Source organism: Pseudomonas sp. X4, assembly GCF_040784925.1.
Lineage (GTDB): Bacteria > Pseudomonadota > Gammaproteobacteria > Pseudomonadales > Pseudomonadaceae > Aquipseudomonas > Aquipseudomonas putida_Z.
On record NZ_CP160798.1, the window covers coordinates 2,956,664 to 2,970,735 of the forward strand.

Below are 14,072 nucleotides of genomic sequence, written 5' to 3' on the forward strand. Positions count from 1 at the left end.
GAACGTTATGGCCCGTGGGGTTAACAAAGTCATTCTGGTCGGCACCTGTGGCCAGGATCCCGAAGTCCGCTACCTGCCCAACGGTAACGCCGTGACCAACCTGAGCCTGGCTACCAGCGAGCAGTGGACCGACAAGCAGTCGGGCCAGAAGGTCGAGCGTACCGAGTGGCACCGTGTGTCGCTGTTCGGCAAGGTTGCCGAAATCGCCGGCGAATACCTGCGCAAGGGTTCGCAGTGCTACATCGAAGGCAAGCTGCAGACCCGCGAGTGGGAAAAAGACGGCATCAAGCGCTACACCACCGAGATCATCGTCGACATCAACGGCACCATGCAGCTGCTCGGCGGTCGTCCGCAGGGCCAGCAGCAGGGCGGTGACCCGTACAACCAAGGTGGCGGCAACTATGGTGGCGGCCAGCAGCAGTACAACCAGGCCCCACGCCAGCAGGCCCCGCGCCCGCAACAGGCTCCTCAGCGCCCGGCACCGCAGCAGCCAGCCCCGCAGCCGGCGGCTGACTTCGACAGCTTCGATGACGATATTCCGTTCTGATCCAAGCCGTTAAGCCGCTGGCAAAAAACTAAAAACCCAAGGCAGATGTCTTGGGTTTTTTTATGAGCAAACAGTGGTAGTGCTGTGCGGGCTTTCCTCTAAAAAGAAAGCGGCGAGGATAGGGCGCCAGCTTCGCGATATCGCGGGAATCTCGGCAGCCCATTGAGTAGGAAAAATGCCATAAGATATTGCCAATTTTATATGGTTATAGGAAACGCTGATCGTAAATGTCAGAGACTTCTGAAGTTCTAGTGGGGCGCACTTTTTCCTATCCTGATCGCTTAGTATTCACTTTTTAAAGGAGTGGATCATGAAAAGTGCTGAGAAGGAATGCCTGTTAGGTCAAATAAACCTGAAATCAGACGCGCGAAACTACGATGTCTCTGGTTTTTCCGAGATGTATGCAGCTCATCTTGAGGGGCCTGCTGGGGACGCTGCGTTTTACGGTCGAGTACTAATAGGCATTGGTTTCGCAATTTCCGCACTGGGCCTTGGCATCTTCCTGTTTGGTCCTGAGGTTATTTATTATGACCGGTTTTCAGGCCCCACTCTGATTCAACACATACAAGCGAACTCCGGCCTCGTTGCAATGGCCGGCGGGTTGATAATGGCGTGGGGCGGGAAGCGGCGGGATGACGGCATTGTTTATCGGGAGGATTTTCTCCTGTCCCATTACAAGTTTGTAACGGAAGATGGGCAAGATGTTAGCGGTCAGGTTTCTGTCCGATACCTGGAAGGAGATAATTTCAGTGTATTCATCGACTTGTAGTCGAGCGAGTATGTTCGAGCCTTGTTAGAGTCATATTCGTCATTGATTCAAGTTATGCCTCTTACTTGACAGTCTGCCCTCAGATCTTTTGGCTGGTGCAGTTCTACTGTACCGGTTTGGTTGACGGCTACAAATCAAGCCATGTGACACCGAGTGCCGTTTGGAGTGGCCTCGCGTCGCGAAACGGGCGCATAGTGCCCCAATGGCACGACTACACCAATACCAGTCCAGTTCAATAAAACAACCGCGGCTCCGGCGAGTCCAGCAAGCTGACCAGCTTGGTCAGGGCAAAGCCCAGTTCCTGGCGGCTGGGGGCCATCAGGGCGATGCGCACGCCGCAGTTGGCGTGGCTGCGTTCTGGCAGGAACTGGCTGCCACTGACTACCGTGACGCCGTTGTTACGCGCCAGGTTGGCGAATTCGTCGCTGGTCCACGGCTCCGGCAACTCCAGCCAGATGTGGAAGCTGTTGGGCTGGCTGCGGATCTTGTACTTGTCAAGGATCTCCCGGGCCATTTGCTGGCGCGCGGCCGCCTCTTCCTGTTGTTCTCGCACCAACTGGTCGGCCATGCCGCTGTTGATCAGGTTGCTGGCCAGTTGTGCCATCAACGGCGATGGCATCCAGACGCTGCTGCGTACCATCGACGATAGCCGCGAGAGGGTTTGCGGTGGGGCGTAGAGGTAACCGATACGCAGCGCGGGCAGCACACTTTTGGACAGGCTGGTGAGATACACCGAACGTTCTGGCGCATACGCCGCCAGTGGCTGGTAATCCGGTGCGGGTTCAAGGAAGCCGTAGATATCGTCATCGACGATGAACAGGTCGAACTCGCGGGCGATCTCTGCGATGGCCTGGCGCCGTGCGTGGGGCATGATCGAGTTGGTGGGGTTCTGGTGGGTGGTGACACACACCAACAGGGAAGGGCGATGCTCCAGGCAGGCCGCGCGCAATGCCTCGGGAATAAGGCCATGCTCGTCCATGGCCACGCCACGCAGGCGTCGGCCCATGCTGTGGGCCAGGGAGATGATGCCTGGGTAGCAGAACGATTCGCACAGCACCACATCGTCGCTCTTCGACAGGCTGCTGATGGCCACCAATAGTCCATGCTGGGCGCCAGAGGTCAGTACAACCTGTTGCCAGCGGGCATCAGGCAGCCAGCGCCGAATCCAGGCTGCACCTGCTTGTTTGTGGGAGGTGTGACCACCTTCTGTCACATAGTCGAGTACCTGTCCCAGGTCCGCAGAGGTGGCCAGCTCGCTGATCGCCGCACCCAGCCACTCACTCATGTGGGCGTCGTTGGGTTTGATGATCGAGAGATCGATCTGGCTGCTTTCGCCAGTAACTGGTGTGGGCACCGACGGGGCGGATAACCGCTGTCGCAACTGCCTGACAAATGTGCCACGGCCTACCTCTCCAACCACCAGGCCGCGCTTGGCGGCTTCGTCGTAGGCTCTTCCAACGGTGCCGGGGGTTACATTCAGTGCCTCGGCAAGGTCTTTGAGGGTGGGCAAGCGATCGCCTGCTGCAAGCCGACCACTTTCGATGTCCTGTTCAAGGGCATTAGCGATCATTAGGTAAACCGGCTGGGTTTGATCGCCGTATTGAGGGACCCACATGGAAATGGCACCAGATTCTGCAAGTGCGCGCAGCCTAGCATGAAAGCCAAGATACGGGTAATGATGGTAATCCTCGCTATTGAATCGATTTAATTTATGATTGAATCGATTCAATTGTTTTAATTACAATCACCGCGCTGATTGGGGCAAGCGCAATCGCGTTGTGCTTGGCATGACACTCCACTGGATGGACTTTGCTATGGAAATTCTGGGCGCATTCTGGGCGGAACACTGGTTGCTGGCGATCCTCATGCTCGGGGCGATTGCCTTCGTTGCCGGCTTCGTCGATAGCATTGCCGGTGGCGGCGGGCTGTTCCTGGTACCGGGCTTTCTGCTGGTTGGCATGCCACCCCAGGTTGCCCTCGGCCAGGAAAAACTCGTCAGTACCCTCGGCACGCTGGCGGCCATCCGCAACTTCCTGGCCAACAGCAAGATGGTCTGGAAGGTGGCGCTGGTCGGCGTGCCATTCTCGCTGCTCGGTGCCTACCTGGGGGCGCACCTGATCGTGTCGATCTCCCAGGAAACCGTGGGCAAGATCATCCTGGCGCTGATCCCCTTCGGCATCCTCATCTTCCTCACCCCCAAGGACCGCCCGGTCGAGGAGCGCGAACTGTCATCGCGCATGCTGTTCACCGTGGTCCCGCTGACCTGCCTGGCCATCGGTTTCTATGACGGCTTCTTCGGCCCCGGTACCGGCAGCATGTTCATCATCGCTTTCCATTACCTGCTGCGCATGGACCTGGTCTCCAGCTCGGCCAACTCCAAAACCTTCAACTTCGCGTCCAACATCGGCGCCCTGGTGGCCTTCGTCATTGCCGGCAAGGTCGTCTACCTGCTGGCGTTGCCGCTGGTGGCCTGCAACATCCTCGGTAACCATCTGGGCAGCGCACTGGCCCTGCGCAAGGGCAACGAAGTGGTGCGCAAGGCGCTGGTATTTTCGATGCTCTGCCTGTTCACCAGCCTGGGTGTGAAGTACCTGGCCTGACCCTTCCATAGGAGACAACTGATGAAAACCGCATTCGTAACCGGCGCCTCCTCGGGCTTTGGCCGCGCCATCTGCCGTACCTTGATCGGCAAAGGCTACCGCGTGATCGGTGGCGCCCGGCGCATGGACAAGCTGCAAGCGCTGGAGGCCGAGCTGGGCGTCAATTTCATTCCGCTGGCGCTGGACGTCACCGACCCGGTGTCGCTCGAGACGGCGGTCGAGCAGATTCGTGATGCTTCGCTGCAGATCGACCTGCTGGTCAACAATGCCGGGCTGGCGCTGGGCGTGGACCGTGCCCAGGCCAGCAGTGCGGAAAACTGGCAGCGGATGATCGACACCAACATCACCGGCCTGGCCATGGTCACCCACAAGATCCTGCCGCAGATGGTGGAAGCCGACAGCGGCATGATCATCAACATCGGCTCGATCGCCGGCACCTACCCCTACCCGGGCGGTAACGTGTATGGCGCCAGCAAGGCCTTTGTCCGCCAGTTCAGCCTCAACCTGCGCGCCGACCTGGCGGGTACCCGCGTGCGAGTGAGCAACATCGAGCCAGGGCTGTGCTCGGGGACCGATTTCTCGGTGGTGCGCCTGAACGGTGACCTGGATGCCGTGCAGGCGCTGTATCGGGATGTGGAGGCTATCCTGCCCGAGGACATCGCGGCCACGGTGGCCTGGATTGCCGAGCAGCCGGCGCATGTGAACATCAATACCATCGAGATCATGCCGGTGGCCCAGAGCAGTGCGGCGCTGAACGTGGTGCGCAACCTGCCGCTTTGCTGATCGGCTGGTGGTGGATGGCACCGGCGTTACCGGTGTTCGCGGGCACGCCCGCTCCCACAGGAATAGCGCCCTGCTTCGGGCATGTGCAGTACCTGTGGGTTTACCCGCGAATCTGGCAACACAGCGCCTTCAGCTGACCCATGTCATCGCACCTTCTCGATTCTTGGCTAGTCTTAACTGTTGGCGGCCATCAATTGGCCGCCACCGTGACTACCAAGAGGCGCCGGCCATGTTCCGTGCGTCCACCACCTGATCAGGAGTGCACGATGGACCTGAACCGTCGGCAGTTCTTCAAGGTCGCCGCCGTCGGCCTTGGAGGCTCGAGCCTTGCGGCGTTGGGCATGGCCCCGACACCAGCATTCGCCGAGCAGGTGCGTCACTTCAAGCTGGCGCATACCAAAGAAACCCGTAACACCTGCCCCTACTGCTCGGTCGGCTGCGGCCTGATCATGTACAGCCAGGGCGATGCGGGCAAGAACGTCAAACAGAACATCATCCATATCGAAGGTGACGCCGACCACCCGGTCAACCGCGGCACCCTCTGCCCGAAAGGCGCTGGCCTGCTGGACTTCATCCACAGCCCGAGCCGCCTGCAGTACCCCGAGGTACGCAAGCCTGGCAGCAAGGAGTGGGTGCGGGTCAGCTGGGACGAGGCGCTCGATCGCGTCGCCGACCTGATGAAGCAGGACCGCGACGCCAACTTCATCGAAAAGAACGCCCAGGGGCAAACGGTCAACCGCTGGCTCACCACCGGTTTTCTCGCTGCTTCCGCCGCCTCCAGCGAGGCTGGCTACCTGACCCACAAGGTCGTCCGCGCAACAGGCATGCTGGGGTTCGATAACCAAGCTCGTGTCTGACATGGCCCGACGGTGGCAAGTCTTGCCCCGACGTACGGCCGTGGCGCCATGACCAACCACTGGTCCGATATCGCCAACGCGAATCTGGTCCTGGTGATGGGTGGCAACGCAGCAGAAGCGCATCCGTGCGGCTTCAAGTGGGTGACCGAGGCCAAGGCGCACAACAAGGCGCGGCTGATCGTGGTCGACCCGCGGTTTACCCGTACCGCTTCGGTGGCGGATTACTACGCACCGATCCGTACCGGTACCGACATCGCCTTCATGGGCGGGCTGATCAATTACCTGCTGAGCAACGACAAGATCCAGCACGAGTACGTGCGCAACTACACCGACGTGTCGTTCATCGTCAAAGAGAACTATGGCTTCGAGGATGGCCTGTTCAGCGGTTACGACGAGGCCAAGCGCGTGTATGCCGACAAGTCCGGCTGGGGTTACGAGCTGGGTGAGGACGGTTTTGCCAAGGTCGACCCGACCCTGCAGCACCCGCGCTGCGTGTTCCAGCTGATGAAGCAGCACTACAGCCGCTATACCCCGGAACTGGCGAGCATGACCTGTGGCATGCCGCAGGACGCCATGTTGAAGATCTGGGAAGAGATCGCTACCTGCTCGGTACCGGGCAAGACCATGACGATCCTCTATGCGCTTGGCTGGACGCAGCACTCGATCGGCGCACAGATCATCCGCAGTGCGGCCATGGTGCAATTGCTGCTGGGTAACGTCGGCATGCCGGGTGGCGGGGTCAACGCCTTGCGCGGGCACTCCAACATCCAGGGCCTGACCGACCTCGGCCTGCTTTCCAACTCGTTGCCGGGCTACCTGACCCTGGCCGGTGATGCCGAGCAGGACTATGCCGCCTATATCGACAAGCGTGCCTCCAAGCCGCTGCGCCCAGGGCAACTGTCGTACTGGCAGAACTACGGCAAGTTCCACGTCAGCCTGATGAAAGCTTGGTACGGCGCCAATGCCACCGCAGAGAACAACTGGGGCTACGACTGGCTGCCCAAGCTCGATGTGCCGGCCTACGACGTGCTGCGCATGTTCGAGATGATGGGCCAGGGCAAGGTCAACGGCTACATGTGCCAAGGTTTCAACCCGATAGCCGCGCTGCCGGACAAGAACCGCGTCACCGCGGCCCTTGGCAAGCTCAAGTGGTTGGTGATCATGGACCCGCTGGCCACCGAGACCTCGGAGTTCTGGCGCAACGCCGGGCCGTTCAATGATGTAGACACGGCCAACATCCAGACCGAAGTGATCCGCCTGCCCACCACCTGCTTCGCCGAGGAAGACGGCTCGCTGGTCAACAGCAGCCGCTGGCTGCAGTGGCACTGGAAGGGCGCCGACGGCCCGGGCGAGACCCGCACCGACGTTCACATCATGAGCGAGCTGTTCCTGCGCCTGCGCCAACGCTACCAGGCCGAGGGCGGCGCCTACCCTGATGCGCTGATGAACATCAACTGGCCATACAAGGTCCCTGAAGAGCCATCCCCGGAGGAACTGGCCAAGGAAATGAACGGCTGGGCGGTGGCCGACGTCACCGACCCGACTGGCGCAGTGCTCAAGGCCGGCCAGCAACTGGCGGGCTTTGGCCAGCTCAAGGACGACGGCAGCACCGCGTCCGGCTGCTGGATCTTTGCCGGCAGCTGGACCGAGCAGGGTAACCAGATGGCTCGCCGTGACAACAGCGACCCGTACGGCATGCACCAGGTGCAGAACTGGGCCTGGGCCTGGCCGGCCAACCGCCGCATCCTCTACAACCGTGCCTCCAGCGACCCGCAAGGCAAGCCGTGGGACCCGGAGAAAAAGCGCCTGGTGTGGTGGAACGGCAAGGCCTGGACCGGCACCGACGTGCCCGACTTCAAGGTCGACTCGCCGCCCGAGGCGGGGATGAACCCGTTCATCATGAACCCCGAAGGCGTGGCGCGGTTCTTCGCCATCGACAAGATGGCCGAAGGCCCGTTCCCCGAGCACTACGAGCCGTTCGAGACGCCGATTGGCATCAACCCGCTGCACCCGCAGAACAAGAAGGCCACCAGCAACCCGGCCGGGCGGGTCTTCGACTCGGTGTGGGACAGCCTCGGCAAGCACGACGAGTTCCCGTACGCGGCGACCACGTACCGGCTGACCGAGCACTTCCACTTCTGGAGCAAGCATTGCCGGCTTAACGCCATTGCCCAGCCCGAGCAGTTCGTCGAAATCGGCGAGGTGCTGGCCAGCGAGAAAGGTATCAAGGCCGGTGACCGGGTGCGGGTGTCGAGCAAGCGCGGGCACATCGAGGCGGTGGCAGTGGTGACCAAGCGGATTCGCCCGCTCAAGGTCAACAACCAGACCGTGCACCAGATCGGTATCCCGCTGCACTGGGGCTTCACCGGGGCTACGCGGCATGGCTACCTGACCAACACCCTGGTGCCTTTCCTGGGTGACGGCAATACCCAGACGCCAGAGTCCAAGTCGTTCCTCGTCAAAGTGGAGAAACTCTGATGGCCAGCCAAGACATCATCGCCCGCTCGGCCACCACCACCGTACCGCCTTCGGTACGCCAGCAGCAGGAAGTCGCCAAGCTGATCGACACCACCAAGTGCATCGGCTGCAAGGCCTGCCAGGTGGCGTGTTCGGAGTGGAACGAACTGCGTGACGAGGTCGGCCACAACCACGGCACCTACGACAACCCCCAGGACCTCACCGCCGAGACCTGGACCCTGATGCGCTTCACCGAGCACGAGCGCGACGACGGCAACCTGGAGTGGCTGATTCGCAAGGACGGCTGCATGCACTGCGCCGAGCCAGGTTGCCTGAAGGCCTGCCCGAGCCCGGGGGCGATCATCAAGCACGCCAACGGCATCGTCGACTTCAACCAGGACCACTGCATTGGTTGTGGCTACTGCATCACCGGTTGCCCGTTCAACATCCCGCGCATCTCGCAGAAGGACCACAAGGCGTACAAGTGCACCCTGTGTTCCGACCGCGTGACCGTGGGCCTGGAGCCGGCCTGCGTGAAAACCTGCCCGACCGGGGCCATCGTGTTCGGCACCAAGGATGAGATGAAGGTGCATGCCGCCGAGCGCATCGTCGACCTCAAGTCGCGGGGTTACGACAAGGCCGGGCTGTACGACCCGGACGGCGTCGGTGGCACCCATGTGATGTACGTGCTGCACCATGCCGACACGCCGAAGCTGTACGCCGGCCTGCCGGACCAGCCGGTGATCAGCCCGCTGGTGGGGCTGTGGAAGGGCTTCACCAAGCCGCTGGCGCTGCTGGCCATGGGCGCGGCGGTGCTGGCCGGGTTCTTCCACTATGTGCGGGTCGGGCCACAGCGGGTGGAGGAGGACGAACACCCGGCACCTGCGGATGAAAGCGTGCACCAGGTGGACCCGTCGGTCCATGTCTATGATCCGACCAAGCCCGGTGGGCAAGGGGAGCAGCGACCATGAACGACAACAAACCCATCCTGCGCTACAACGCCAACGAGCGCAGCAACCACTGGGTCGTCGCGATCCTGTTCGTCCTGGCTGGTCTGTCGGGGCTGGCGCTGTTCCATCCGGCGCTGTTCTGGCTCAGCAACCTGTTCGGCGGTGGGCCGTGGACACGCATCCTGCACCCCTTCATCGGGGTGGCGATGTTCGTGTTCTTCCTCGGCCTGGTGCTGCGTTTCTGGCGGGCCAACTTCATCACTGCCAACGATCGCCTGTGGCTGCGCCGCGTGGACCGGGTGATGCTCAACAAGGAGGAGGGTGTGCCACCGATCGGCAAGTACAACGCCGGGCAGAAGCTGTTGTTCTGGACCCTGCTGGTGTGCATGCTGGTTCTGCTGGTCAGCGGCGTGGTGATCTGGCGCGCATACTTCAGCCATTTGTTCGGCATCGAGGTCATTCGGCTGTCCGCTCTGCTCCACGCCCTGGCGGCGTTCGTGCTGATCCTCAGCATCATCGTGCACATCTACGCCGGCATCTGGATCAAGGGCTCGATCGGCGCCATGCTGCATGGCTGGGTCAGCCGCGCCTGGGCGCGCAAGCACCATGAGTTGTGGTACCGCGAAGTGACCGGTGACAAGACGCCGGGCAATCACGGACGAAAAGAAGGATGAGCGCTTGAGCACGATACTCGAACCCGGGCAGATCGAAGCGTCGGCAGTGATGCCGCCGTTTCTGCACCTGCCCCCTGCCAACCTGTTCGAACTGCGCGCTGCGCGCCTGGAGCAGCTGGCCGAGGGCAATGCCCTTGGCGAATACCTGAAGCTGGTGGCTCGTTTGTGCCGTATCCAGCAGCAGCTTGTGGATAACCCGCCCGCTGGCATGCCGGTGGCCGAGGAGCGTCAGCGCCTGTGCATAAATCATGGTTTGCCGCCATTGGCGGCGGACAGCCTGGTGCGTGAAGGGCCGTGGCTGGTCTGGTTGCAGGCCTTGCTTGAGCACCTCGACGCGGACACTAGCGGTCCGTTGGGGGAGGCGCTGCAAGTCCTGCGCAGCAGTGACGACCATCAACGCAAGGGTTGGGGCATCGCCTTGCTCGCCGGCCAGTACGATGCCGTGCCCGCGGCGCTGGTGCCGTTCATCGGGGCGGCTTTGCAGGCGGCCTGGTCCAGCTGGTTGCTGGCGCTGCCCGCGCCAGAGCTCAAGCCCGCCGGCAGCCTGGCCCAGTGCCCGGCCTGCGGTTCGCCGGCGATGGCCGGGGTGGTGCGCAACCGCGGCAAGCACAATGGCCTGCGCTACCTGGCTTGTTCGCTGTGTGCCTGCGAATGGCATGTGGTGCGGGTCAAATGCGTGTACTGCGAGTCGAGCAAGGACCTGCGCTATACCAGCCTTGACGATGACCGCCATGCGCCGGGCAAGGCGCCGCTACGGGCGGAGTGCTGCCCGGAGTGCGAGAGCTACCTGAAGCAGAACTACCTGGAAAACGATGCGGCGGCCGAGCCGCTGGCCGATGACCTGGCCAGCCTGGCACTGGACATTCGCCTGGACGAGGAGGGCTTCCATCGGTTGGCACCGAACCTGATGCTCGCACCCGGGTAATGGAGAGTGTCTACACTGTAAGACCGAGTCGCCTTCTTCGCGGGTAAACCCGCTCCCACAGGGCCCGCGCAGCTTTTGAGGCTTGCACGGCCCTTGTAGGAGCGGTTTACCCGCGAAGAGGCCAGTACAGACAACGGATCAGTCCAAGGTAGTACCGCATGTCCTCCAGCCTAGCCAGCGACACCCCACGCCTGCCCTCCATCGACACCCTTTTGCGCCACTCGGCCTGCCTCCCGCTGATCGACCGCCACGGCCGCGACGCGGTCCTGGCCACCCTGCGGCAACTGCTCGACGATTTGCGCGACCCCGCCCGCACCGGCCAACTCAGTGCCGCCGAACTGGCCGCTGAAGTCCTGCTGGGCCGCACTGGCGAACGTTTGGCCACCCAGCAACGCAGCCAGGTCCGCCGTGTGTTCAACCTCACCGGCACTGTGTTGCACACCAACCTCGGCCGCGCCTTGTTGCCAGAGGAGGCCATCGAGGCCATGCAGACCGCCGCCCGCTACCCGCTCAACCTGGAATTCGACCTGGCCACCGGCAAGCGCGGCGACCGTGACGACCTGATCGAAGGCCTGATCCGCGAGCTGACCGGCGCCGAAGCCGTCACGGTGGTCAACAACAACGCCGCCGCCGTGCTGCTGGCGCTCAACAGCCTGGGCGCGCGCAAGGAGGGGATCATCTCCCGCGGTGAACTGATCGAGATCGGCGGTGCCTTCCGCATCCCCGACATCATGGCTCGCGCCGGCGTGAAGCTGCACGAAGTCGGCACCACCAACCGCACCCACGCCCGTGACTACGAGGCCGCCATCAGCCCACGTACCAGCCTGCTGATGCGGGTGCATTTCAGCAACTACAGCATTCAGGGCTTCACTACCCAGGTGCCCACCGCCGAGCTGGCGCGCATCGCCCACCAACATGACTTGCCGTTGCTTGAAGACCTTGGCAGCGGCAGCCTGCTTGACCTTACCCGCTGGGGCCTGCCCGCCGAGCCGACCGTGCGCCAGGCCCTGGCTGACGGCGCCGATATCGTCACCTTCAGCGGCGACAAACTGCTGGGCGGGCCGCAAGCCGGAATCATCGTCGGGCGCAAGGAGCTGATCGCCAGGATCAAGAAGAACCCGCTCAAGCGCGCGCTGCGGGTCGACAAGATCACCCTGGCCGCACTCGAAGCGGTGCTGGCGCTGTACCGCAACCCCGACCGCCTGGCCGAGCGCCTGCCCAGTCTGCGCCTGCTGACCCGCAGCCAGGCCGAAATCCAGACCCAGGCCGAGCGCCTGGCGCCAGAGCTCAAGGCCCGCCTCGGCGAACAATGGGCGGTCAGCGTGGAACCGGCGTTGGGCATGATTGGCAGTGGCAGCCAACCGGTGGCCCGCCTGCCGAGCGCGGCGTTGTGCCTGCGCCCGCAGGTGTCGAAGAAGCTGCGCGGGCGCAGCCTGCATGTGCTGGAGCGGGCCTTGCGTGACTTGCCGGTGCCGGTGCTCGGCCGTATCGCCGATGACGCATTGTGGCTGGACCTGCGCCAGCTGGATGACGAAGCCCAGTGGCTGGCGCAGTTGCCCGCCCTGCAATTGGGGCCGGTACAGTGATCGTTGGTACCGCCGGCCACATCGACCACGGCAAGACCGCATTGCTCCAGGCCCTGACCGGCCAGGCCGGTGACCATCGCCAGGAGGAGCGCGCCCGTGGCATGACCATCGACCTTGGCTACCGCTATGCGGCGTTGACCGAGGGGGCAGCGCTGACCGGCTTCATCGATGTACCGGGCCATGAGCGCTTTATCCACAACATGCTGGCCGGCGCCCACGGCATCGACCTGGTGCTGTTGGTGGTGGCGGCCGACGACGGGGTGATGCCACAAACCCGAGAGCACCTGGCGATCATCGAGCTGCTGGGCATCCCTCAGGCCCTGGTGGCGATCAGCAAATGTGACCGGGTAGAGCCGGCCCGCCTGGTCGAAGTGCAGGCACAGGTCAGCGAGCTTCTGGCGCCGGGCCCGTATGCTGGTGCACGGCAGTTTCCGTTGTCGAGTGTGACCGGCGAAGGTATCGATGCCCTGCGCCAAGCCTTGCTGGCCGCGCAACAGCGCGTGCGCCAGCGCAGCGTGCGTGGCGGTTTCCGTCTGGCCGTCGACCGCGCCTTCGCCGTTACCGGTGCGGGTGTGGTGGTCACGGGCACGGCGCTGGCTGGGCGGGTCAGTGCCGGCGACACCTTGTTGCTGGGCAAGGCCGGCAAACCGGTGCGGGTGCGTGGCCTGCATGCGCAGAACCAGGCCGCGCTGGTGGCCGAGGCGGGCCAGCGGGTGGCACTGAACATCGCTGCCGAACGGCTGGCGGTGGAGCAGGTGCGCCGGGGTGACTGGCTGGTGCCCGAGTGGCTGCATGCGCCCAGCGTGCGGGTGGATATCGAGCTGAACCTGTTGCCGGGCGAGACCCGTACCTTCGAACATTTCAGCGCTGTGCACGTGCACCTCGGCACCCAGGACGTAACCGCCCGGGTGGCCTTGCTCGAAGGTGAAACCCTGGCGGCGGGCCAGCGCATGTTCGCCCAGTTGCTGCTCAACGCGCCGCTGCAGGCGGTACACGGCGACCGTCTGGTGCTGCGCGACCAGCGTGCCCAGCGCACCCTGGGGGGCGGCAAGGTGCTCGACCCGTTCGCGCCAAGCCGTCAGCGTCGCAGCGATGAGCGCCTGCGCCAATTGCAGGTGCTGCGTGATGCCGAGGACCTGGAGCAGGCCTTGCCGGCACTGCTCGCCAGCGCACCAGGGGGTATCGACCCACAGCGTCTGGAGCGGCAGTTCAATCGCCTGCGCGAAACCTGGCAGTTGCCGGAAGACGTGCTGGTGGTGGCCACGCGGCAAGGCCAACTGCTGTTTGCCAGTGCCCGGTGGCAGGCGCTCAAGCGCCAGGTGCTGGAGCAGCTGGCGCGGTTCCATGAACAGGAGCCCGACCAGCTCGGCCCGGACCGCGACCGCCTGCGCCGCTTTGCTGCCTTGCCGCTGGAGCGGCCCGCTTTTGTCAGCCTGCTGGATGAGTTGCTCGAGGACGGCGCCATTGCCAGCAGCGGGCCTTGGTTGCATCTGCCCGATCACAAGGTGCAGCTGAGCGAAGCCGACAGTGCGTTATGGGCGAGTCTGCAACCGAAGTTGCTGGCGGGGCAATACGATCCGCCCTGGGTCAGGACGCTGGCGAGCGAGGAAAATTGTGCCGAAGCCGATGTGCGCCTGTTGCTGCGCAAGCTGGCCCGGTTGGGCATGGTGCACCAGGTGGTGCGTGACCTGTTCTACCCCGAGGCGACGCTACAGCGCATGGCAGAGCTGCTGCTGGGGCAGGCCAGTGAAACGCCGATAGTGCAGGTTGCCGCGTTTCGCGATATGTTGGGCATCGGTCGCAAGCGCAGTGTGCAGATTCTGGAGTACTTCGACCGCATCGGCCTGACCCGGAGGGTGGCCGATCAGCGTCACATTCGCGCCGACAGCGCCCTGGCCCAGCAGCAGGCCAGGCACTGAGTTCA

At 63.2% G+C, this 14,072-nt stretch carries 11 protein-coding genes; 10 read left to right on the forward strand and 1 reads right to left on the reverse strand.

Annotated elements, in window-relative coordinates; translation table 11 throughout:
- Positions 1-7 precede the first annotated feature (7 nt).
- Complete coding sequence (locus ABX298_RS13110) at positions 8-547, forward strand: single-stranded DNA-binding protein (protein ID WP_087503317.1); 540 nt, start codon at positions 8-10, stop codon at positions 545-547.
- Between the two features lie 310 nt (positions 548-857).
- Entirely contained in the window at positions 858-1,316 is a 459-nt protein-coding gene (locus ABX298_RS13115) for a hypothetical protein (protein ID WP_170929319.1), read from the forward strand.
- A 232-nt stretch (positions 1,317-1,548) separates the two neighbouring features.
- On the opposite strand, the gene ABX298_RS13120 is transcribed toward ABX298_RS13115, so the two are convergent.
- Positions 1,549-2,931 (reverse strand): PLP-dependent aminotransferase family protein, encoded by a 1,383-nt coding sequence (locus ABX298_RS13120; RefSeq protein ID WP_317410069.1) that lies wholly within the window; start codon positions 2,929-2,931, stop codon positions 1,549-1,551.
- A gap of 199 nt (positions 2,932-3,130) precedes the next feature.
- Between ABX298_RS13120 and ABX298_RS13125 the strand changes: the two genes are divergently transcribed.
- The 8 genes from ABX298_RS13125 to selB all read left to right on the forward strand — a co-directional run bounded on the left by ABX298_RS13125 (position 3,131) and on the right by selB (position 14,067).
- Positions 3,131-3,916, forward strand: coding sequence for a TSUP family transporter (locus tag ABX298_RS13125; protein ID WP_025337496.1), 786 nt, complete (start codon positions 3,131-3,133; stop codon positions 3,914-3,916).
- A 21-nt stretch (positions 3,917-3,937) separates the two neighbouring features.
- Positions 3,938-4,699: an SDR family NAD(P)-dependent oxidoreductase gene (locus ABX298_RS13130; protein ID WP_075044435.1), complete on the forward strand. Its 762-nt coding sequence runs from the start codon at positions 3,938-3,940 to the stop codon at positions 4,697-4,699.
- Positions 4,700-4,965: 266 nt separating this feature from the next.
- On the forward strand, positions 4,966-8,034 hold the full coding sequence (fdnG, locus tag ABX298_RS13135; RefSeq protein ID WP_367394461.1) for a formate dehydrogenase-N subunit alpha: 3,069 nt from the start codon (positions 4,966-4,968) through the stop codon (positions 8,032-8,034).
- Positions 8,034-8,984, forward strand: coding sequence for a formate dehydrogenase subunit beta (gene fdxH, locus ABX298_RS13140; RefSeq protein ID WP_025337500.1), 951 nt, complete (start codon positions 8,034-8,036; stop codon positions 8,982-8,984). The genes fdnG and fdxH overlap by 1 nt, the downstream gene beginning before the upstream one ends.
- The gene (locus tag ABX298_RS13145) at positions 8,981-9,637 is read left to right on the forward strand and encodes a formate dehydrogenase subunit gamma (RefSeq protein ID WP_075044437.1); all 657 of its coding nucleotides are present in this window, start codon (positions 8,981-8,983) and stop codon (positions 9,635-9,637) included. Before fdxH ends, ABX298_RS13145 begins: the two co-directional genes overlap by 4 nt.
- 4 nt (positions 9,638-9,641) lie before the next feature.
- A complete protein-coding gene (fdhE, locus tag ABX298_RS13150) occupies positions 9,642-10,562 on the forward strand; it encodes a formate dehydrogenase accessory protein FdhE (protein ID WP_075044438.1) in 921 nt (306 codons plus the stop codon).
- Between the two features lie 158 nt (positions 10,563-10,720).
- A complete protein-coding gene (gene selA / locus ABX298_RS13155; protein ID WP_367394462.1) occupies positions 10,721-12,148 on the forward strand; it encodes an L-seryl-tRNA(Sec) selenium transferase in 1,428 nt (475 codons plus the stop codon).
- Positions 12,145-14,067 carry a selenocysteine-specific translation elongation factor gene (gene selB / locus ABX298_RS13160; RefSeq protein WP_075044440.1) on the forward strand — a complete coding sequence of 641 codons (1,923 nt, stop codon included), beginning with the start codon at positions 12,145-12,147 and terminating at the stop codon, positions 14,065-14,067. Before selA ends, selB begins: the two co-directional genes overlap by 4 nt.
- Positions 14,068-14,072: the final 5 nt, after the last annotated feature.

Coding starts and splice junctions, on each gene's coding strand:
- ABX298_RS13110 (WP_087503317.1), top strand. CDS start 8: ATGGCCCGTGGGGTTAACAAAGTCATTCTGGTCGGCACCTGTGGCCAG.
- ABX298_RS13115 (WP_170929319.1), top strand. CDS start 858: ATGAAAAGTGCTGAGAAGGAATGCCTGTTAGGTCAAATAAACCTGAAA.
- ABX298_RS13120 (WP_317410069.1), bottom strand. CDS start 2,931: ATGTGGGTCCCTCAATACGGCGATCAAACCCAGCCGGTTTACCTAATG.
- ABX298_RS13125 (WP_025337496.1), top strand. CDS start 3,131: ATGGAAATTCTGGGCGCATTCTGGGCGGAACACTGGTTGCTGGCGATC.
- ABX298_RS13130 (WP_075044435.1), top strand. CDS start 3,938: ATGAAAACCGCATTCGTAACCGGCGCCTCCTCGGGCTTTGGCCGCGCC.
- fdxH (WP_025337500.1), top strand. CDS start 8,034: ATGGCCAGCCAAGACATCATCGCCCGCTCGGCCACCACCACCGTACCG.
- ABX298_RS13145 (WP_075044437.1), top strand. CDS start 8,981: ATGAACGACAACAAACCCATCCTGCGCTACAACGCCAACGAGCGCAGC.
- selA (WP_367394462.1), top strand. CDS start 10,721: ATGTCCTCCAGCCTAGCCAGCGACACCCCACGCCTGCCCTCCATCGAC.